Consider the following 22,506-nt stretch of genomic DNA (forward strand, 5'->3'; position numbering starts at 1 on the left):
GCTTATATTTAATAACAACACATCGATAACCTGCGCAAGATCACAAAGCCACATCCAATGGTTAAGCTAGAATTTCTTAGCTAGAGCTATCGAAAGCTTTTTTCTGTTGTAATCCACTAAAAGCTGAGATAATTCCTTAACTTATAGAACACTATGATTATTAAGTGTTTTTCATGTTTAAACATTAAGTCTATAGTAACTATTTCGTTAGCGGCCGACTATTGAAGATGACTTCCAAGACACAGCTTTACACAAATGGCTACGTAGCCTACCTAAATTCTTTACACAACGTTTCTGCCAACACTGCAAATGCTCTTGCTGAATCACAAGCTATGAATGAGTATTTTCCGGGAATCTACGTGCCTTTTCCGATAGTCGACCACGTTACGGAACTTCTATCTAGCGGCAACGACAAAGTTGTAATTCTCACAGGGCATGCCGGCGATGGAAAATCCACAGTCGCGACAGACGTGTTCAAACAATTAAAGGGCTACCCCCTCAACTCTCCGCTCAACCACCCAATCAAAGAGCGAGAAGACATTCTTGAATCGAATGCCACAATTGTAAAAGATATGAGTGAACTCAGTTCTGATACGAGGCTAGAGTGGTTGACGGAAGCTTTCCAAGAACAAGGTAGTTGGCTCATTGTCAGTAACACCGGGCCTCTGTTAAACAGCTTGGTGCAGTATTCGGATACTCAACAAATAAAGCTCGAAGGCAGTGAAGGTATCGAGAGTGTTATCCTCGATGTGTTAGATTCCCCGCTGGAAGATGTTTCAAACGCCACTCACCGAATAGCTGGTTTTAGCAAAGAACTAGTAATTTTAAATTTAACTCGCCTGGATAACGTCAGACTGGGCTCAAGCCTTTTGGCTAAGCTTGTAAACCACGAGTCATGGAGTGACTGTAATGCTTGCACCTCACAATCAGAATGCCCGATTTGGAAAAATAAAGAGGGTATTGCGAACTCTTTAGAGACTGTTGAGGAGCGTGTAAGGTGGATTTACACTAGAGTTTGTTCATATGAACAAAGACTGACCCTTCGACAAATTGTTGCACATCTAGCGTTTAGCTTGACTGCAGGAAAGAGTTGTAGCGAAATACTTCAATACCCCTCAGAAAAATTAGCTGAGCCAGAGTTTCAACAATCTGTTCTTTTTAGCGAAAGTTTTTTTGGGATGAGCTCTGGGTCAAAGTGTCACGATGCTCAGAACCTACAAGCCGTCTCTCTACTTTCCAAAAGCTATTTTGGAGCCCCTTTAGGAGTTCATTTCGACAGTTCTTTATCTCGCTCTGAGGGGATGAAGTGGGCCGTAGTCCCACAATCTTGTTCACACATCGATTCTCATTGGCGGACTAAGCTAAATGGAAAACAAGGAATACGATTGAGAGGAGCGCATAGAAGATTGAATTACATTATGGCGTCTCACCATTCTGAATTAGAAGGCGAATATCAATTATTCATTGACGAATTTCTTCAGTCGCCCAGCCTACGTTTATACGATAAGTGGAAAACTAATGGTGACCTTGGACTAAGAAAGTCACAAAGGCGAAAACTGACAGATTTGTGTCTCAAGGTATTGCTTGAGCTGTTTACAGGGTTCAGTGCAAATCAATATGAATCAGCCGACAGACTCTACTTAACGATGCGTCGAAAAGACAAAAATATCGTTCAACCCACCCAACTAGTCATATGTTCACTAAATTTTCGAGACTTCGACCTCACGTATAATGTTGAGTTAAGTCTTCCTGTGCTTTCTTACCAAAAAAATAAGGCGAATCTCGATATTCCTATGCCGCTTTTTGACTACATACTATCAAGAAGTAAAGGAAAAATTGGTTCAGCTCTAACTCCAATTCATCAGTCAAAAATAGATTGGTTTCATGGTGAGTTGTTAAAAGCCTATCGTGCAGAGAATGGTGATAATAACGATGACGAAGTGACAGTTATCAAATCCGGTATAAGTGGTGAGATAACTTTGCACAATTTTATTTATGATGCGGATAAGCACGTGTTAGAGGTAGAAAAATGAACCCAGACTTAAAATCGATACTCAATGAGAGGTTTCCTTCGGACACGTCGATTGGAGGTTCAAGCGAAGAAACGACTAATTCTGCAATCAGGATTTATGGAAGAAGGTTTTACAAGGATCAAACGCCTGTAGAGTACTTAGCAGAGCTACTATTAGTTTTCATATCGAAAAAAGGGGATGGTCGAATAAACGAGAATTCGTTCACCTTAGAGGACGACGGACAAGCTCAATATTGGCCTAAAGACGGCTTAGGGTTAAAACTATTCTCTTTTTTCCCCTCCTCTAAGCTAGAAACTAGACATGCGGTTCATCAAGAAAAATATATAGAAGCGGTTGAGTCTATAAAGGACAATATCGAAGGTTCTGCGACTGAAAAAGATGATGGAGTGAGGGTCGTTCAGAGTTTATTGGCAGGTTTTACTGGAGTGGCTAAGAATCGCACATGGGTAACCCACAGTTTTTTACCAGCTTCAACTTCATTAATTTCTAGAGAACTTGCCTGGCAACATACTAAGGCTCGCAAACAAGATTTAAGAGACTGGGAGGACTCTAAGCAATACTTCTCTCATGACGGACATCTTTTTATGGCGCGAGGAGGAGAGTCTTTGTTTCTGCAGCTCGCCAATATGTTTTCTGGCGATGCACAGGTTCATAAGACAATAAATGATCTTCTCCAGCGATCTGAGTACAAACATCTCAGCAAATTCGACGTAACTGCACTTAAATGCTCATTAGAAGAAAACCTAACTGAGCTACTAAACAAATCAATGCAAGGAATGGAAAGCCTAACTTCTTTCATAGAGCACAACTTAGGCGATACGACACCTTTTTCAACGGAAAAGCGTGCCACATTAGGCTGGGTGCCTAAATCTACTGTACCAGAGGCTTTTTTGTTCGCCGTCGAATTACAGAATATTTGCTCTTCATCTTTGAGTGAATTAGACAAGCTCGACGTGATGCAGCAATTGTGCTGCCTTCAAGTGTTAAGAAGCTTATCGTTCCAATCTCAACGAGTCGATAATGAATATTCTTCGACCAAAGGTTTCGCCGGAAATTATGTATGGGTTGCTTCGAATCCCGAATCATCTCGATATTCTGCCACAAGAAAGTTGTCTCAGTCTTCGTTAGAAAAGATTGAGGAAAAGCTCTACCGTGTCCTCAGAAATGTACATGCAGAGTTAGGACAAACCTCTGATTCAAGATCTTTAAGACAGGCGGATGACCACGGTTTTAAGATCTTTCGAAAAATAGGTAAGGAAATCGGACTTGTCATCCCCAAAACGGGTCAGGGTCAAAGATTTGTGATGCCTCCACATCTCCTCAAAGTATTGGTTGCGGCAACTCTCTCTCCTGGAGAGCGTGTACGACTTACTGAGTTTTACAACCGAGTATTTGCTCACTTTGGAATAGCCTTAGCAGGGCAACAGTTGTCATCGGCCCTTGAATGGATTTCATCAGAGTCTGGAGATAAAAACTACGCTCTATCCTCAGAATCCCAATGGATAGAGGAAGCACTTAAACAAGGCGGATTTTTAGTGGAGTTATCCGATGCCGTCTCTATCGTCCAGAATCCGGGTAGTAAGGAAGTCTAAAGTGAACCTATTTGTCAAATCTCTCGATGAATACTTGAAAATGGAGTGGGCCTCAACTCTAGAGCAAAATAGAGAGTCCAAAGAAGCGCGCTTCATTATTCAAAGTATGGGCCCGAATGAGGTATTTCAATTATTCGCATCATTAGAGGCTGCGATGCTAGAGCAGCAGAAGCATCAATCGGTTAAATACTATTTCAAGGTAGCCTCAGGACTCTGGAATGATTGGTGTGAATCAGAATCAGCACAAACGCTCGACAACAAAATGGGTAGTTTTGGTGGCCTAGGCCCTTCAGGGAAAAGAAACTGGATTGATGAGGAAGACAAACTAACTTGGTACAGAAATAGAACTTTAGCAGACGAAAAAACCGATTGCTTGATAGTCGTACTAGTGGGATTGAATCATGCAACAGATCAAGGAGGACTATCTGACTTCCACCAAGTCGACGAACGGCGACTATGGCTAGATATGGAAAGAAAGTTTACTCCGTGGTTGAGCGACCTTTTCACTCAGCTAGATATTAATGCCAGCGAACAGCAAATATCTAATTTTAATGAAGTATTAGTTCAACTGTTTGAGTTAAGACCTTTACAGCTTGCCAAACTCGCTCAATTTATAGAGACATCCTTAACCAAAGGTAACGAGTTTTACTCGTTCAACGATGTTGCTGAAACCTTTTTCAGAGAGTTGCCCTATTGGGGCCTTCCCCCTTTCTTGATCGATAGCGACCCAACAATCCTCGTCGGAAAAAACGGGCGTAGAGCACTAAAAAATGCTGAGATCTTTATATCTCACTCTCGCTACAAATCTGATGCTGGTAAAAAAAAGGACTGGGCGAAAATAGAAAACTGGTTTTTGAGTGACAACTTTGAGTTACCACAATCTTTAGAGCATGCCAAAGGAGAGTTTACGGTATCCGATTATCGAGATGCGCTACATAGATTTATTTTTAACGCAGATTCAGATGCCAAGGTAACTCTATTGTCTGTCGATTTTGTCCCTCTGCTTAACACATTAGGAGCCAAAGAAACTAAATCCCGAACAGCAAGAAAAACGATAAAGTCGTACAGCGGGTTAGCGTTCGAGTCGATTCTTCAAGGAACATATGATGCATTGATAAGCTTCAAGAAAGGCTGCGGCTCCTTGATGGCAGAACAACTATCAAAGGTGCAAATAGAAATCATTAGTTTCGAGCATGACTTTGTTGCGGATGAGGAGACTGGAGCCAACGCTCACGAGCTAGCTCATGTTTCTTTAATTGGTTGCTTAGGGGGCCTAGATACCATAGTTGAAAGTCTGGATTGCCGAGTTCCAGTAGATGATGAAGAAGCTTCAGCAGAAAGACAAGATTGGAACAATACACTACCTATAAGTTTGATCTTCGAGCCCGAAGAGATAGGTTACAAAGCTAGCCGCTCCCGCCCTAGAGTAAAGTTTAGAGTAACGGTAGCATCACACGAACCTGAACTGACAATTAGTCAGGAGTACTTTTGGCAAGTTCCTCCGACTCAACCCGAACGCGTGTTTGTTGAATACGCGCGTCGAGTGCTAAATCTCTGGCATAGCCAAAAGAATACGTACAGATTGCTACCAGCATTTAAGATTCCTTCAGTATTAATGACAGCTTTATACTATGCAGCTGACGAAGAAGAAGCTAACCGACTGATATCTCAAGCACTAACTGATATTCAGGTTTACAATCTTTTAGTTGATTTACCTACAAACAATATTTCAGAAGAACTCAATGCTTCGATAACACGCTTCATTTCTAATTACATTGAATGGTTATCTAAAGCTACGTCAAAAGGCTACTATTCCGCTGCGGATAGGGAAGTGGGAGCGTTATTAAGCTCCTATGTTTCACTTGCTGAACTAGCGTTGTCTAAAGAGGAGCTTGGCGGGCCAGAATTATTGAGACGTCTATACAAAGCATTCTTCATCATAGATCAGAGCTGCAATGCTGCTGACTCGTACGTGAATGCTGCTATAGCATGGGGCCTTTCACCAAGTGTACTAGAGCAATTGAAAGCTAAGCATCGATTTTTAGCTGATGGCTTTCCAGAGGTAATTGCAGAAATATCGTTAGATGGAGAACATCAGAGACTCTTCGAACGATTGTTAGACTTGTCAAAAGTACGCCGACCAATTTCGGCTTTGGTCAACGAAGAGAATCAGCTTTCTGCTGATATGAAATCATATGGATTGCTACATTATCTTGGGCCAGAGCCAAAATCGGAAATGAGCCTGGCGGTGCAAACTATGCTTCGCGAAACCGAAGATGACGACGAAGTGGCAGTTGCCGAAAGCATACGCCCTTGTCAAGAAACTAAAATTGTTTCTCGTGTCATAGAAGACTATCTTAAGTTACATCCGCATGCTAACGACGGTATCCGGATTCTTGCTGTAAATGTCAAAGACCTTCAAACCATTTTATCCGGTATTAACTATTTCTTATCCAACTACCTAAAAGAGTATAGCGCCGCTTCAAAACTCCCTCCTTTTCATCTCTCAGTGATGGTTTATACATCTGCCGCTTCGCCGATGGCTATGGAAAACAGATTAAGTGTTTGGCGAGAACAGTTACTCGAGAACTTTGGCGACCTAGATAGAGGGCTTCAAGTTACACTCGGGCACCAATACACAACTCAACAGCGCCTTGCAGAACAGTTAAAACTTGAAGAAAACGAGTATGATCTGGCGTTTCTCTTCCACTTTCTCAAAGAGGGGCTAGTGGGACGTGCCGATCCGGCTAAACCTTTCGAATTTCAGTTTGATAACTGCTCATTTTTCCCCATAGCTGAGTATCCTCGCCCGACAAGTATTGGTGACAAAAGTGTTCGTCAAAACTTAATAAGCAACCGGCGATTAAGAGTTCAAACCAGACACTCTGACATGTCAGCTAGACTTTGCTTTAGCGGCCATGAGGGGAGTGACTATGTGGTTTTTGGAAAGGTGGACATAAAGCCATGGAAAAAAACTCTAGACGCTCTACACGACAAAGGTTACTGGGTTGCATGTATCGATCCATACGTTGACAAAGCTCTACTCGCAGATAAAGACGGCAATCAAAGAAAGATGGTTGGTTTCGCTTCAGGGTTGGGTGGCTATGGAGAACTCAATCTAACCATCTCGACACAGAAAGACACTTTAAAGCAGCTTGCTAATGCGGTTTCTCAAAAGCTCAAAGGTCTGATTCGAGTAGATAGCTCGGACGATCTCGAATTCGTATCTGTCAGAGTGGTAGATGAAGCAGAGCAAATTGTCGGACTTTCCTCAATTCGCGCAGTAGTTGGGGAAGACGAGAGAATTCGAGAAGTGATTGGCTTTTCTGCAATTAGAAAGGCTTTGCGAATTCCTAAGGGACAAATGACTCAACTCATCCCATTAGACGACATGATGCATTGGTTTTCAGATGCTGAATCAAACAACCGACCGGATCTCCTGCAACTAACCCTAGAGCTTCGTGAAAACGAGATGCCCCTAATTCACGCGCATCTTATTGAGTGTAAACTAGCACTTGAAAATCCCGAGCATCTATCCAAAGCGATAACTCAAATTGAAGCGGGCATGAGTCACTTAACCAAGCTCCTTGCTCCGCATCGAAGAGATTTGAATAGTACCGATTTCGACCGGCGATACTGGTGGGCACAGTTACACAGAGCTCTAAGTTCCCGCTCGGAAGTTAATCTTCCAGATAGAGAGTGGCGTGAACTTGATTATGCTTTCGAAAATATCGCGGAGGGAAAATTCGAAATCCATTGGAGAAGTACAATTTTCACGTTTTGGACTAACAGAGAAGGCAATTCAGTAGACGTATCACAAATACTACTGTCTCCTGATGTAGTAAGACACCCATTTACAGTCGACGATAATTTTACTATCCAGCATGTCGCTATGGGCTACACTCCGCTGAAAGCTCTGCTCTCCGATCAAAATGTTTCACTCTCCATTTCTGGTAACGATGGGAAAATCGGATTACGCCCAGAACAGCAGAGATTGCCAACCTTCTGTGAAGGGGAAACAACAACTATTCAAACTCATACTAATGACTCTGACATAGCTTCAACCAGCCATAAAGATGACCTGAGTAATCAGGTAGGAGGCATCGTCGAATCAGAAGGTGATGAAGAAGAGTCAATTGTTAGTGGAGAGCTGTCCCAGTCGACGCCAGAGCCTGGAGCTAACAATATCTCGGAACAATCCGAGAACATACAATGTAGAAGCAACGAACAAGGAGCCCCCCATGCTCAAGCGACTACGCCAACCGAATCTGCGATCTCTCATGGCACAGAGGCAACCGTACAGGACCTTAATAAAGACACTTCTGTACCCGAGGTAAGTGTTTCCAGAGCGTCTGAGAGCGATGAACAAACGCACCTCAAAGAAACGTCTCATACTGAGGATGTCAAGGAAGCTCCTTCTCAGCAACTCGAATTCAACGTCCCGAATAAGATTCTCATCGGGCAACGGCGAAATGGAGACTCGGTTTATTGGTATTTTGGTCACCCCAAGCTAGCGAATAGGCATTTGCTAATTTTTGGTTCTTCTGGTTCTGGCAAAACCTATGGAATCCAATGTCTACTAGCAGAACTTGCCATTGCACAAGTTCGTTCATTCATAGTTGACTACACCAACGGATTTTTGCCCAACCAGGTTGAATCGGAATTTAAGATGGTAAGCAACCCAAAGGACCATTTCGTTCGGACCGACAAGCTTCCGCTCAATCCATTTAGAAAACAGCAACAATTTGTAGATCCGAGTTTACCCCCAATCGAAGAGACTAGCTTCGATGTAGCAAGTCGGATTACGAGTATTTTTACAAGCGTTTTCCCGAACATAGGAGATCAACAATCTGCTGCTTTGATAAGAACTCTTCAGGAAGGTTTAGACTCAGATGCAGGTTTCAATTTTGAAAAGCTGCTTGCACCATTGAGAGAAGCTAGCAAACAGGGAGAATCCTTGGCAAACAAGTTGCAACCTTTCGTAGATACCAAGCCGTTTAGTGATCAGTCAGACCAGGCGTGGGAGCAGATGCTAGCCACACCTAATCATTGGGTTCATGTTCTTCAACTTGCGACTCTAAATCGTGATATCCAAAAAATCATTACAGAATTTGCTCTGTGGGATTTATGGGATTTCGCACAAAATACGGGAAACAAAGATCGCCCCATCCCCATTGTGCTAGACGAGATTCAAAACCTAGACCATTCAAGTGATTCTCCAATAGATAAAATGCTAAGGGAAGGTCGAAAGTTTGGTTTGTCATTAATATTAGCGACTCAAACTACCAGCCAATTCAACCAAGAACAAAGGGACCGACTGTTCCAGGCTGGACACAAGCTATTCTTTAAGCCCGCATCGACCGAAGTGGATCGATTTGCGCAGATACTATCGCAATCAACACCAGGCACAAGCAAGTCTGAATGGATGCAGCGTTTAAACAAATTGGAAAAAGGGCAATGTTGGTCTTTGGGACCTGTCGAAAAATCGAATGGCACCATGGTAGAGGAGCCCGTATTGGTGTCCATAACCAGCCTTGAGCAACGCAATTTCTGAGGTCTGTAGGAGATGCAAAAACTGGGAAAACAGCTACCAACTAGCTTCGCGAAAGACTTTAAACCTGAAAGAAGACTAATCTCAAACTTACTGAAGTACGCTCTTTCCGAAAATTCTGGCGATAAACATGAAATTAGCGAAAAGACTGGTATTCCAACGGGAGTGAGCTCGGGAAAAGTTGAACCAACAATACACTACGCTTCGGGGATGGGGTTGGTCTATTCTTCTAAGCATCTGGACAAATGGGAACTTAGGTTAACTCCGTTGGGTAAAACTGTGCTCGAAGAGGATCCTTACTTAACAGAGAGTGTCACTTTATGGTTGATGCACTTAATGTTATGCAGGCCGTATAAGTCTTCCAAGGCTAATGAACCAAGTCAAGGGATTGCCGACCAATGGTTCGCACTATTTGCACTAGGAAAATTAAGGCTAGGTAATTGTTTCAGCTCTGGTGAATACGCTGAATTCTTATCGGAGAGACTTGGAAGTGGGTCAGATCGCGTGAGTATGGCCAATTTAATCTTAAGAAGCTATGAAGAGGAGAGTTGCCTGGGTTTGGTGAAGGCTTTGGAAAAGAGCACTGACATTACTCAATCTCATTATACTCTAGCAGCTGCACCTGATAACGAGGAACTTTACCCAGCACTTGCCGCCTATTTCATATTACTGTGGGATGAGTTTTTTGATTCTACGGAGCAACTGCATCTTGAAGAATTAATTAAGACTACATACTTATTCTCAACATTAAATTGGACCAAAGAGCAATCAAGCCGATGGCTTGACTGGTTAGCAGATCATGGCGTAGTGCAGCTAGACCGGCAAACTGGAGATACTTTAGTACTTCGGACGACGAGTACTTCAAAGGTATTGAAGAATATTTACAGTGAACTAATCTAAGAAGAAGATATGAAAGTTGAAAACATTGTCCGCTTTAACAACGAACTTTTCTTTGAAGGTGCAGTTCAACTAAGTTGGTTAGAGAAAAGGCCTGAACAAGCCCAAAAAGCCGCTGAGTCTTTTGTTTTTCATGGTCCAAAATATCATAGTGCCAACGCTGCTGAGTCTGAAGGTATCGATGGAAATTACCAACTTAAAGACACTTCTAGCTTCGTTAATGACTTACTAAGCTCTCTGATAAAGAGCCAACGAGGTTACGACGCAGTGCCCTACTCTTTGGTAGTAGCCGGATATGGCTCGGGAAAATCTCATTTAGCTGTAACTTGTGCCTCTATTCTATCCGCGCCACAGAGCGATACGTCAAAAAAAATCATTACTCAAATAAGTAATGCAGACGAGGCTATAGGCGAGAGAATAAAAGAAAAGCTTTGTGAACTACCTAAACCTGTTTTAGTACTACCACTAGATGGTATGGCTGGATTTCATTTAGGCAATGCGCTTAGCAAGTCCATTTTCAATCAGTTCCGTGCCCTTGGAGTTGACGCCGAACACATTCGAAGTCTATCTCCACGTTTCAAAACCGCTAGCCAATTCGTCGAACGAAATTACTCCATTCGCCAAGATAGCTTTGACAAGGTATTCAACGATAGAGACCAAGACTACATTTGCCAAAAATTAGAGGAACACGACGAGGCGACTTATGAAGCAGTTGACTTGATATACTCTGAAGCAAATGGCCAGTCGATTCCAATTGAAGGACAAGAGTCAGCCCAGGAATTAATAGATACATTGTGTAGTGTATATTGTGGCGATGACGGTCCTTTTTCAAATGTTGTAATTTTGTTCGATGAGTTTGGGCGATACTTAGAACATGCCGCCGATAAGCCTCACTTAGCCGGGGATGCTGCGTTACAGCAAATATTCCAAGGTATCCAAGATAATAGTGACAAAATACGCTTTATTGGCTTTATTCAGTACGAGCTAAAGACCTATCTCAAACGTTTTTCTGGAACAGGTCTCCGTCAATTACAGCGGTACATAACTCGATTTGACGCTGCCGAAAAATACTATCTTTCGACAAATCTAGAAACTATTTTCGCTCATATGATCTTAAAAGATGAGCGAGCATTAGAGGATACTTGGCTCAATACAAATGCCGCCAGACAATACGAGCAGTCCCACACTCGATTGTCCCTTTGCTTACCCAGTTTCTCTAGATTTCCAATGTGGGAGAACTCTTCAAGCTTTATTGAGGTCATCGGCCGGGGTTGCTGGCCGCTCCATCCCTTAGCAGTGTGGTTTCTTACCAGGCAAAAGGATGTTGTCCAGTCAAGATCCGCACTAACCTTTATCAAAGAAACTATTGCGAGAATTGCTGAGCAACCTGCTCAAAATAACGGCCGAATAAAGCAAATAAGCACTGCAGACCTTGTTCTCAGAAGTATGCTTTCAGAACTTGTTGCGGCCGAAAGACAAGTTGGTGGTTCAGTCGCGGAAACCTTACAAAGCCTAATCGAAAAATTTAAAGGACATTTAGACGAATCTCAGCAACTTGTTCTAGCTTCGGTAGCAGCGTTAGAAAAAATGCGTATCGGCAAGCAGGAAGAGTCTATCGCAAACGCAATGATTTGTGAGGCATCTGCCCTCGATGAAACGGCAGTAAATAGTAGCTTAGAGGTACTTTCAGAGCTCGGAGCTTTAGAATGGAATAGAGATTTGGGGCAGTACGAGCTCCTAACTGAGGGTGCCAGTAGAGGGCAGTTTCAGCAGTGGCTGAGAAAGCTCCAACACAGCTTCGACTCTTCTGAAACTCGAAGATTGTTTATGCGTCGAGCGACTAGGGAAACTGCGTTAGCAAGTATAGAAACTGAATTTGCCCTAATGAATCAGATTTCTACTCCTGATTGGGTGTTCGAAGCATCAAGCGCGCATTTAGACAATCTGAAGAATAGCATTGAGCAAGCATTTAAAGAGTGGTCAGAGGCTCATCTTCCAACGGATCCAAAGGGAAAAGCAATCTACCTTTACATTGATTCCGGTTGTGATTTAGAAACACTAGAACAACGAATCAGAGAGTATTTTGCCAAACAACTGGTTAAGTATGGCGTTGCTAAAGCCCCCATTTGGGTAATTGGAATTAGCGACGCGCAGTCGACGATAATGGAGCACTTAGTAAAGTTACATATTTTTGAAGAGCAAATTTCGGAGGCGGACAAGGAGCGATACCGACGATTCATTCCGGATGAACTTAGACGATGTAACGATGGTCTAGATGCTTCTCTCAAGCAAGCTCTAAAAGAACGGCTCTACTGGGTGGCAGGAGTAGAAGATCTAAAAGAGAAGCGACTCAAGAAGGTAGGAACGGAAGTATTTGGGCACATCTACACTAGTCCACTAGCATTTCCTTTCGATGGATTTGCTACCAAAAACAATACGGCAAAAGCGGACTGTGCTCAGCTTATGCGCGGCTTAATAACCCGGCAAGTAGACGGAAGCTGGGTGCAAGCGCAACGCAAGTCATTGCATAATCGAGTTAATAACTTGTTAGCTTTGGCCTGGGGAAGCCTCCTTAGCAGCGGAAAAGTCGTGCCTCCTAGAGAGACTTTAACAAAAGCTGTATTTACAGAGTTAGTTGAGGAGCATAAAAACGAGCCTCAAACCACTTTAAAAGCTAGCTACAGAAAACTAATACATCCGCCCTATGGGATGACTTCCGCTTCTGCGGGTGTACTAATTTCATTACTTATATCGCTAGATTTACCTCCTAGACGTATCGAATTTGATGGCGAACTAATTTCTTCCGCTGATTGGGTAAATACAGTATTCAAAGGGAAATCTAACGAACTTCAAGAGTCTGTATTGGCCCGCACAAAAATCAGGTTTCTTTCAGAGAATAGCGAAACTATCTGGAGCGGACTTCTTGAAAGGTGGGACTCCAGCGAAAAATATACCGAACTAGTAAGCTTTAAGAAAGACGCAGACTCATTGGACAAATCTGAGCCGGTTCCAGAACACCTTGAGGGTATGTATAGGTATTTGTCCGATCGTAGCCTAAATGCCAGTTCAGAATTGACAACTCAGCGAGCGAATATCGACAAGTATGAACGTTCCTTAGAAAAGGCAGCTCGCACTCAAAGTGTTTCTCACTCATTGTCTATTGCATCGAGCCTTTTAAAACTGAGTAGACAGTTTGAAGATAGTGAGGTCTGGCCTTCTGAATACTTAGACGAATGTAACGAGCTTATGAGATTTGCAGTTACATTGTTCTCAGATAAGCTGGCCGACTGGATTCCTACGCAAACATGCCATAGCTATGCGAATTTAAGCAAGTACCGCCGCGAAACCGAATCCTACATATCGGCTCTGAAGTCGTTAGGCTACGAGAAACAGGCTGCGATTTTAAAGGGCCAAATGACAAGCTCGATTCATAGAATCGAAAAACTGCAAAAGCACAAGCTGACTTTAGACGAAGCTGAAGACTACCCTCGCCAACCAAAACCTAGCACCAGCACTCCGGTTCGAGAGCTTCGAGACGAGGTCTCGAAAGGTGACGAATTAATTGAGGCCATTAAAGCCGCAACCGACGCATTAACAGAAGCTGAAATAGATGCACACGTTAAAGCAATTAGTGCCCGGCAAGAACTGCTAAGAAAAGAGGATGCAGAAAGAAGGAAGTCACTTGGTGAGCTCTACACAATTCCATCAAGTGAACAAGGTGTGAGAGAGGCACTGCTCAAAGCCAAGCACTTGCGACAAGTATTCTTGGATACTCGTGACGAGCAAGAAATTAGTGAGATCGTATTTCAACTAGAGTACATGATCAATGATTTCGCTTCTTGGCCAGTAGAGGGTGTAAGCGCAACGCGTTTAGCAGAGCTACTATTAAACCAGAGTGCTCAGCAAGCAAAAGCCTATTTAGAATTACTTGACGAAAAAGATATTGAAGCCTTATGGCTAGAAAATATATATGAAATTGTAGCTAGTCAGCGAATAGAATCTGCTTTTCAGCAGTCGCACTCTTGGACCAACACCCGAATAATCGATAGCGACAAGATAGCGAGTCTTCCGTTGAGTAAGTGTGAGGAATTAATCGAGGAGTTTAGTAGCGTTCCTGTATTTATTTCAGAAGAGGATAAGAGCAAAATAGATGACTGTCTCACACAGGTAAGCTCTAGGGCAACGAATCTAAAAAATGCTTTAATGAGACTAAAAGTTAAGGAGTGGGTTGAGTCTGCAAGCAAGTCAATTGATATTGATAGACTAACCCCTCATGAAGCAAAAGGCATTTTGGCTAAACTAGCTTCGCCTCCATTCCCCTTAAATGCTGAAGAAATGCAGACGATCGAAGCTATGGAAAGTACTCTGCAAAGCTATCTAGATCAGGTGTCTCTAGACGATATTCTAGAAAGGATTAATAAATTACCAATCGAAAAGAGAAAAGAGATACTAAACACTCTAGAAAGATCTTTTCAAAACACTTAGTTGTAGTAACGCTTTTGATTTTAATTTAAGCTTACCTGACTAACACAGTTCGCTATCTCAGAACTGACAGGTAAGCTTCAATATCGTCCGGCTGTTAAAGACCAGTAACCAGTAGTGTTTATTTATAACAAGTGATACAAGCCCCCCCGCCTTCCTGTTGGTCATAAATTTCGTCCATGTGATCTCTATCGATATCCAGTGTATTTACTTGGAGCACGTTAATTCGTTTTCTTTTGAGAAACCGCTCTTTCTTTCTTTGATGTTCTTTCTTGATTTGCTCAACACGCTCAGGTGCTTCTAAAGAAGAAAGCGGTGTATCTTTTCCGAGCCAATAGAAAACTCCATCATCCCGACCATCTTCAGCAGTCTTCTCGTATCTCTTCGCCTCTTCAAAAGCTTCTGGATATCGCTCTTTGAGTCTTACCCACTCAATCTTTCTTTGATAAAAGCAGAAAGTGCATCCGCTTCTCGAACGCCACTCATAATAACCGGGTAGCCCTTTGGCCTGGGCTGAATTAGGATTACTTTTTGCTTCTTCAGTATCCGAAAACAAATCAGCCTGCTGAAGAATTTCTTTTACGCCTTGTAAGTCAATACTATCTTCTCGAAACGGCATACGAACCTTTATTTTCTTGTTTGCAGTGACTTGATAGCCCTCTCGGTAAGGCTCATCGGAGCGGATACCTACGTAGGTAATCACTTCATACCCATCATCTAAATAGGACTGCACCCATTTCTCAAATGGAACCAGCTTCATTTGAATAGTGCACCAGCGGCTTTGAGGTGAAGGAAGAAAATTATTATGTTGTTTCAACCAGTAGTCGAAATCTTTCTTCTCTCTGTTCGAACGACTAATTTCCTCGTAAGGGTCTATGATCTTTTTACCTATATATCCCTCGAGTCTGTTAACAAACTCTATGACCTCAGGAAGTTCTTTACCAGTATCAGTAAAGTAGTATGTCATATCTATTTCTGGGTGTTTATCACGCATATAAATAGCTAATGCAGCGCTATCTTTCCCACCCGACAGACCAAGAACATGAAGTTGTTTGCCGTTAGCTGTCATTCTTTACTCCCCAAATAAGATCAAACTGTTTTTGCAGAATTACTGTCTGTTCTTCTTCCGTATACTTAGATAGTAGATTGCCTATCTGCTGATTTACTATAGAGTGATTTTTACCTTCAAACTTCGAACTATCAAAACTGGTTCGATTGGCAAAATAGCTTGCCTGCCTGAATCGCTCTGCATATTTTACTAGTTCAGAGTTTGCCTTTTCTACTGAGGAATCTGTCCAATTTCTTTCTGCTTTACCAGATAAAAAGGATATTATTGACGAAACCCACTCCAACTCATTACTTTTCTTCCACTCAGTTAGCCTTCGAGCGAAAGTTTTTAGCGACGAGTCCGCAGTATAGTTCTCAACCTTTTGAGCGTTTTCGATCTGTTGTTCGTCAAGACTACCGAGAGAATCTTCTACCTCTTTTAAGAACCTTTGTAACAATTGTTTGTGTGTCCTCCTTAGCTCACCAACTATTTCCCTGACTTCTTCGACAACTTGCTCTCTTGCTTCAACTTCGAAAATATCCGGTAAATCTTCCAACAAAAACTTATTCGGATCACTTGCTCTCGAAGCTAGGGCTCTAAAACTTTTAGCATTGTCTGTAAGTGTTACGGTATGTTTCGTGTAAGGCGATAGCATAGACAAAAATCTTACATAGTTTTGTGCAACTGTAAGTGGATTATTCTCTTGACTATCGCTTTCGATGAGTCTATCCAAGGCATTGAAATAAATACTTAATTCTGGGTTTGATTCAAAATATCGAACAGCTACCTGCTCAGGAGAACGAGCGACTTTAACTGCGAATTCTTCATCCGGTTCCGTTATGAAAACGAATTCCCCAGTTACGTCCTTATCATAGAAAGCAAGACAATCTACATTAGAAATAGCAAATGCTAACAACCAAATAGGAGTAACGCCTGCCGAAATTCCAAATGGAGCTGAGCCCCAAAGGTTTTTAATCTCCTTGAGAGTAACAACTCTTTCCTTTTGGGAGACAACCAAATTAAGGGCCGATTTCCACGCATATGACAGTGGACTGCCTTTCGGAGGAACTTGAAAACCAAAGTCACTCCCACCGTCGAGTTTATTGTGTAGCCCCATCTGCTTAAGACAGGTCTGGTACATCGAGTATTCAGGAGGGGTTTTATCAATTCCCAGCCTATCTTTCGTCGCATATTTTAGATAAGTTGTGTTATCTTTATCAGAGCATTTATAGGAACCAACCATACGGTGCATGAGCTTGTTTCTAGCCGCTATTGCCGTACCCGAAGGTTTCACTCGGTTAATAAGTTCATTCCTAAGAATCGGAGAGTGTTTATACTTCTCACTTGCAAGATCACTTGCAAGTCTTGACAAAGAAGCAGCGCTAAACAATTCTCCTCTGCAAAACCAGCTAGCTTCTTCGAACATTCGTTCAACGAGTTTATCCAACTCTAATTTCAACACTCCCGAGCGTGTTTCTATTTCTCTTCGAGCAATTCTATCATGCTGAACGTTAGCGTTTTGCTCAGAAATAAACTTGAGTCCAAGCAATTCGTTTATGCAATGAATCAGCTCTTCTAGCAATACTTCACAAGAACCAAAGACCAGTCCTGTATTGCTGATAGAGTGTTTCCTTGCACAACCTTTTGTTAGCAGCACAAATGCGGAAAACTGAGATGAGTTGAGGCTGTATGACTTGTTGAACGTTCTTTCGTCAAAAATATCTGTCTCGATGATCCTAGCCACCCACCTTAACGATCCGGTTTCATGGTAGTGTCGTTTCGCAATAACTTGCTCATGATGTTCCTTGAGGTATGCTTTCCACCCTTCACTATCTAAGTGTTTATTGCGGAACAACTCAAGTTCCTCATCTATATCTACATCGCTACCTTCAAATACCGCATACGAATTAACATGCCCTCTAAAGATCAAAATTTTCGCATCAACCAGTGCTTTTAGTTCTAAATCTAAATCTTGTTCTTCGATTGGTTTGTCAAATGAATGAATTAACAGGCTCTTAGAAGGATAGAGTCCTGAGCGTCGCCCAAATACATTCAATAAAGCTATTGTTTTGACTAACCTCACAGCAGAGTATCCGAAGCGTAATTCTGCTCTTTCAACTGCATCTTTAGCTTCTGCCCAGACTCTTGCATCAGGAGAAGACATAATTAAATGATCTAAATTGCTAGATAAATAATCGAAAAGATCAGATAGCAAATAAAGGTGCTGCTCTTCAGAGCTCGTGTGCTTTAAAAAGTCCTGAAAGCCCTTCGACTCAGAAGAGCTCAAAAAGCTGAATGTACTGCGCTCGTTCTGGCTAAACCTTCTTTTGGATATAGGCCCTAAAAGTAATGCTGATAATGGATGCAAAGGCAAGCAATGGAAGAGCTTCTCAGCGATTTTCAAGTTAGAGGTCAAAGCTACGCGCTCGCAACAATCTAAGACACTTTTCACCACAGAGTTTTGAGCTTTGTACGCCTCTGATTTTACGATGCTATTTCCAAGTAGCGTAACCGTTTCGTCCTCAGATACATTAAATAGCAGGTCTGTGTATCTACCTTGAACTTTTGCCCAGCTGTCTCTAACCTTTTGTGTTTGCCCTTGTGCATATTCACTAAATGCCTGATGCAAAAAGCCAACGATCATGGTTGGAAACGGTAGACGTTCGACACACTCAGCAATTTCTTGAAACAGTTGAAGATCGAAGTTCTTGGTGTTAAGGAAGTCTAGCGATTTACCCATCTCATCCAAGAGTATTAAAGTGCCGCTATAGCCACTTTTCTCAACCAACGAATTTAAAAGCTTTATCGCTTTTAACAGCTCTTTTGTTGAATTCGGAGTCGAAATGTCAGAAAGTACGATATGCTCTCTTTTCGCATCTTCCGCGACAGCCCGCCATATCGCAGATATAGGGTCTTCGAAATCGCATACACATTTAACAACAAACCATCCACGACCAACAGGAAGCGCGGAATTAAACCTTTCCCAGAAGTTCTTTCCAACTATCCTTTTTGCGGTGCTTGATACCTTTTCCTGACTGGACAATAAGCCAGCTAGAAGCAACGCTATTGTTGATTTACCTGAGCCGTAAGGACCAGTAACTGTAAATGCTCGACGGCTTGCCTGAGAATAGTTGTCGATCAAAGTATTTAAGCAATGTTCAGCTGTACCGTGAAATACTAAGCCGTTAAAAAACTTTCCCTCTTGGTCAAGGTCTGAGTCTATTCGAGTGGAACGCTGATAGCGAACGTTAACTGAAATCAGATTGGATAATGCAGTCATAGTAGTTACTTACGAGCCTTGGAAAGAATTTTATCTAATACCATCTGAATTTTTACAGGAGAAAAAGCTTCTTTATCAGCAACCTGTATTTGTCGGAGACCTTGCGTATCCGTCCAGCCAACTCCATGTGCTGTGCGTTCTTCGACCATGGAGAGACGCTGCTCGAGCTCAGACTGAGACAATCTGAATACCCTGGCTGGGCTCCCTGGGCTGGTAAGAAAGTGGTCAAATGAAATCGTTGAAGCGGCTTCAGGTTCACTAAAGACTTTGGACAAGTATTCCAAAGTGGCAAACAAAAACACGTCGTCACTAAGACTATGCCGATACTCGAGCTCACATATGAAAGTACTGCGATCCAGAGGCTTGATTAGGCCAAGTTCAGTAAGAGGAGATAAAAATGAATCTTCTGAAGCTTTTCTTTGAAGCGGCTTTGAGAAAGTCTGAAACAATACTGCAATGTCTTTTTTCAACGACCCATCGCTCGGAAGTTTAACAAGAGAACCTTTTTCAGCGTTCTCCAAAAAGTGTTCTTTGTCCCAGAGTTGTTTCATAAACTCCAGATACGACTCTTTAGAAACCTGCAAGCCATTGTAATAGCTAAAGAAAACCCTAAAAGAATTTAGCTCAGTATAATTTTTGCACAACTCCCAATGTAAAAGCCAAATAGATGACAAAGATTCTAAATAAGGATCTACGTCATGAATTTGTTTGTAATTCGAATTTACAACATTGGCATTAGCCTGCTTCGCCCAATATTTGATGGCGTCGACCATATTTTTACCGACCCCCCATCGAACCATAAGATCTTCCCGCGAAGCTTTAGTACTCGTTTTTGAACAGGCTTCATCGCCTTCGAGAGGCAGCGTCTCTGCAGTATCAACATACTTATAAAGCCAACCGTATCTGAGCGGAAACGTCTGATGTCCTGAAAATCGACCTTTAAACTCTTCCAAAATTTAGCGCCTGCCTTGCGATGCAGCCTCATTGAGCCCTACATGTTAGGCTCTCAAAGACTACTTAGAATCAAAATAATCAGACATTGTAATATGAATTCGACATAAACACATCCGCCTACTCCTCCAATTTAGATAGAGGTAGTCGCCTTCCAGGGCGGCTTTAATCTCGTCCACATATCACATGCGATAGTATCCAGTCACTCATAGCTTAGGCTAGATTGTATCACTCGCTATTTCATTCTTTGGACTGCGCTAGAAAGGAACTCCATGTTCTCGCACCAAGCAAGCCCAGCTCTTCGTATAGCAAAAAACCGAAGCAAAAATGCTTCGGCTTTTCAATTCGCTAGTAGCTAGATTCCCTCTTCCGTGAGAATGACACCTAAGAGTGTCGTGGGAACAACTGCCTGAGATTTCGTTGGATGACGGTGCAGCCCGCCAAACTCCCTACTCAACAATATCCATCTCTTCAATCAGGTTAGTCGCACCGTCAACGTACTCCATCACCCACAGCATGTACTTCACGTCCACGTGGATTGAGCGGTTAAGCTCAGGGTCGTAATCCCAATCGCCAATGATTGACTCGTACACGCCATCAAACGCCAGGCCAACAAACTCCGCCTTGTCATTCAGGGTTGGCGAACCTGAGTTACCACCAGTGATGTCCAACGTACCCAGATAGTTAACCGGCACTGAGTTCAGCTCTTTGCTGACGTACGGGCCGTATTGCTTGGCTTTAATCAGGTCCAGTTGCTTTTGTGGCGAGTCAAACTCACCTTCGCCGGTGTACTTTTGGATGATGCCGTTTAGGGTAGTGAACGGCAGCATGGTCGCACCATCGTGCGGGCTGTAGCCTTTCACGTTACCGTAGGTCACACGAAGCGTTGAGTTCGCATCTGCGTATACCGGCAGATTGTTGTCTTTGTAGTAAGCAATCAGGGCTTCCATGAACTTAGGACGGTAGGCCTGAATGTTACCCGACAGCTCTTCACCCGCTTCTTCCATGGCTTTGCGCTCGGCGTAAGTGGCTACGGCTAGCTGGATGAATGGGTCTTTGCTCTTCTCAAAGTCTGCAGTGGATTTCTCCATCCAGGCTTTGCGTGCTTCAAAGCTACCTAGCTCGCTCTTGGCGTACATCTTGTCCAATTGCTTGTCTAGCTTGGCTTCGTTCAGACCTTTGTTTAGGCCAAAGAACTTGTCCATAGACGCTAGGCGTTGGTCTTGTGGCAATGCTGCGTATTGGGTCAGCAAGTGCTTGAAGAACGCCTTGTCGATGTCCGCCACGTAGCGACGCTCAACGCGCTTAAGACCTTGCTCGAAGCGAGCCATGTCGCGCTCTTGGTAACCGCGCTTACGATCCGCATCGGCCTTAGTTTTTTCAATCGACAAGCGATACAGACGCTCAGCGGCTGATTTTAGCGACAAGTAACCCATGTAGCTCAGGTACAAATCGCGCTCTTGGGTGGCCATGTCTTGCTTAATCAGGTCGTTAAGCCCATTCAGCGCATTGCCGTAGCGAGCCAAGCGATCTTCATCCGCACTAATCCACTTCGCCAAGTTAGCTTCTAGCTCGGTTTTCTTAGCTTGTAGGTTGCCCTTGTTGTAGCTTTCAATCATCGAGCCAAAGTTCTTGGCGTAGTTGGCCAAGCCAGCGCGAGTTGAGGCGTAGGCTAGCGCTTCGTCTGAGCCAGGCTCGGTGCGAGTGTCGATGATGTTAATCAGGTCTTCGCGCAGCACCTTGGCGTTTGGATACGACCAGTTAAAGGTGTTGTCCACTTCAAGGCCGGTGCGATAGCGGTTGGTGCGACCTGGGTAGCCTAGAACCATTAAGAAGTCGCCGTCTTTTACCGAGGCTTTGCTTACTTTCAAGTGATGCTTAGGCTCGTATGGCACGTTGTCTTCTGAGTAGTCCGCTGGTTGGCCGTCTTTGCCTACGTAGGCGCGATAGAAGCCGTAGTCACCGGTGTGACGAGGCCACATCCAGTTATCGGTATCACCACCGAACTTACCAATGCTTGAAGCTGGCGCGTGTACCAAACGCACGTCGCGAATGGTCAGTTGTTTGAATAGGAAGTACTCAAGGCCACCGTGGAAGTTAACCACAGAGCAACGGTAGCGGTCATCGCTTTCACACTCGGCTACCAAGGCTTTCGAGTTCTTGTCGACCGCGTCGTAGCGCTCAGAGCCGCTCATGCCATCAACGATGCCGGCAGTGACTTTGTCGGTTACTTCGGTGATTTCTTCGGTGACGTAAATGCGGCTACCCGGTGCCGCTGGCAACTCTTCGCTGTAGTTTTTAGCCAAGAAGCCGTTTTTCAGCAGGTTGTTGTCTTCGGTCGAGTTGTAGGAAATCGAGCCATAAACACAGTGGTGGTTGGACGCCACCAAACCTTTGTCGGACAAGAAAGACGCGGTACAGCCACCAAGAGAAACGATGGCGCCCATTGGGAAGCCGGTCAGATCGGTCAGGTCTTTCGGGTCTAGTTTAAGACCAGCGTCTTTTAGCTTGTCGGCAATACCCGGCAGTTGATGCGGTTGCCACATGCCTTCGTCGGCTTGTACCTCTCCACTGATTGTGCCACTAAGCGCAAGTCCTGCACCTAGGGCAAGAGCAAGTACGGAAGGTTTTTTCATTGAAATCTGCCTTTTCAATTGGATTGTTTTTTTAGT

General features: G+C 43.3%; 9 protein-coding genes. 5 read left to right on the top strand and 4 right to left on the bottom strand.

The genetic code is table 11. The features are described 5' to 3' along the window. The first annotated feature begins 227 nt into the window (after positions 1-227). Genes CLC93_RS02235 through CLC93_RS02255 form a run of 5 tightly spaced genes read left to right on the top strand, consistent with a single transcriptional unit; the run spans position 228 to position 14,558 of the window. Complete coding sequence (locus tag CLC93_RS02235; RefSeq protein ID WP_095504305.1) at positions 228-2,033, top strand: hypothetical protein; 1,806 nt, start codon at positions 228-230, stop codon at positions 2,031-2,033. Next, entirely contained in the window at positions 2,030-3,625 is a 1,596-nt protein-coding gene (locus CLC93_RS02240) for a hypothetical protein (RefSeq protein WP_095504306.1), read from the top strand. The genes CLC93_RS02235 and CLC93_RS02240 overlap by 4 nt, the downstream gene beginning before the upstream one ends. A 1-nt stretch (position 3,626) precedes the next feature. Further along, positions 3,627-9,179, top strand: coding sequence for a type IV secretion system DNA-binding domain-containing protein (locus tag CLC93_RS02245; RefSeq protein WP_211286778.1), 5,553 nt, complete (start codon positions 3,627-3,629; stop codon positions 9,177-9,179). 12 nt (positions 9,180-9,191) lie between these two features. After that, positions 9,192-10,076: a hypothetical protein gene (locus CLC93_RS02250; RefSeq protein ID WP_095504307.1), complete on the top strand. Its 885-nt coding sequence runs from the start codon at positions 9,192-9,194 to the stop codon at positions 10,074-10,076. A 9-nt stretch (positions 10,077-10,085) separates the two neighbouring features. After that, complete coding sequence (locus CLC93_RS02255; RefSeq protein ID WP_095504308.1) at positions 10,086-14,558, top strand: hypothetical protein; 4,473 nt, start codon at positions 10,086-10,088, stop codon at positions 14,556-14,558. Between the two features lie 118 nt (positions 14,559-14,676). Here CLC93_RS02255 and CLC93_RS02260 read toward each other — a convergent pair whose 3' ends face one another. The 4 genes from CLC93_RS02260 to CLC93_RS02275 all read right to left on the bottom strand — a co-directional run bounded on the left by CLC93_RS02260 (position 14,677) and on the right by CLC93_RS02275 (position 22,470). After that, positions 14,677-15,624 carry a phosphoadenosine phosphosulfate reductase domain-containing protein gene (locus tag CLC93_RS02260; protein ID WP_095504309.1) on the bottom strand — a complete coding sequence of 316 codons (948 nt, stop codon included), beginning with the start codon at positions 15,622-15,624 and terminating at the stop codon, positions 14,677-14,679. Continuing rightward, positions 15,614-18,883: a hypothetical protein gene (locus CLC93_RS02265; protein ID WP_141237330.1), complete on the bottom strand. Its 3,270-nt coding sequence runs from the start codon at positions 18,881-18,883 to the stop codon at positions 15,614-15,616. The genes CLC93_RS02260 and CLC93_RS02265 overlap by 11 nt, the downstream gene beginning before the upstream one ends. A 5-nt stretch (positions 18,884-18,888) precedes the next feature. Continuing rightward, a complete protein-coding gene (locus CLC93_RS02270) occupies positions 18,889-19,836 on the bottom strand; it encodes a DUF4007 family protein (RefSeq protein ID WP_169902765.1) in 948 nt (315 codons plus the stop codon). A gap of 447 nt (positions 19,837-20,283) precedes the next feature. Further along, a complete protein-coding gene (locus CLC93_RS02275; RefSeq protein ID WP_095504312.1) occupies positions 20,284-22,470 on the bottom strand; it encodes a S46 family peptidase in 2,187 nt (728 codons plus the stop codon). Between the last annotated feature and the right edge of the window lie 36 nt (positions 22,471-22,506).

This window comes from Paraferrimonas sedimenticola (genome assembly GCF_002282855.1).
In the GTDB taxonomy this organism is placed as follows: domain Bacteria; phylum Pseudomonadota; class Gammaproteobacteria; order Enterobacterales; family Shewanellaceae; genus Paraferrimonas; species Paraferrimonas sedimenticola.

What these genes read in the sequence shown, in the direction of transcription:
- CLC93_RS02235 (WP_095504305.1), top strand. Translation starts at nt 228, where the DNA reads ATGACTTCCAAGACACAGCTTTACACAAATGGCTACGTAGCCTACCTA.
- CLC93_RS02240 (WP_095504306.1), top strand. Translation starts at nt 2,030, where the DNA reads ATGAACCCAGACTTAAAATCGATACTCAATGAGAGGTTTCCTTCGGAC.
- CLC93_RS02250 (WP_095504307.1), top strand. Translation starts at nt 9,192, where the DNA reads ATGCAAAAACTGGGAAAACAGCTACCAACTAGCTTCGCGAAAGACTTT.
- CLC93_RS02255 (WP_095504308.1), top strand. Translation starts at nt 10,086, where the DNA reads ATGAAAGTTGAAAACATTGTCCGCTTTAACAACGAACTTTTCTTTGAA.
- CLC93_RS02260 (WP_095504309.1), bottom strand. Translation starts at nt 15,624, where the DNA reads ATGACAGCTAACGGCAAACAACTTCATGTTCTTGGTCTGTCGGGTGGG.
- CLC93_RS02265 (WP_141237330.1), bottom strand. Translation starts at nt 18,883, where the DNA reads ATGACTGCATTATCCAATCTGATTTCAGTTAACGTTCGCTATCAGCGT.
- CLC93_RS02275 (WP_095504312.1), bottom strand. Translation starts at nt 22,470, where the DNA reads ATGAAAAAACCTTCCGTACTTGCTCTTGCCCTAGGTGCAGGACTTGCG.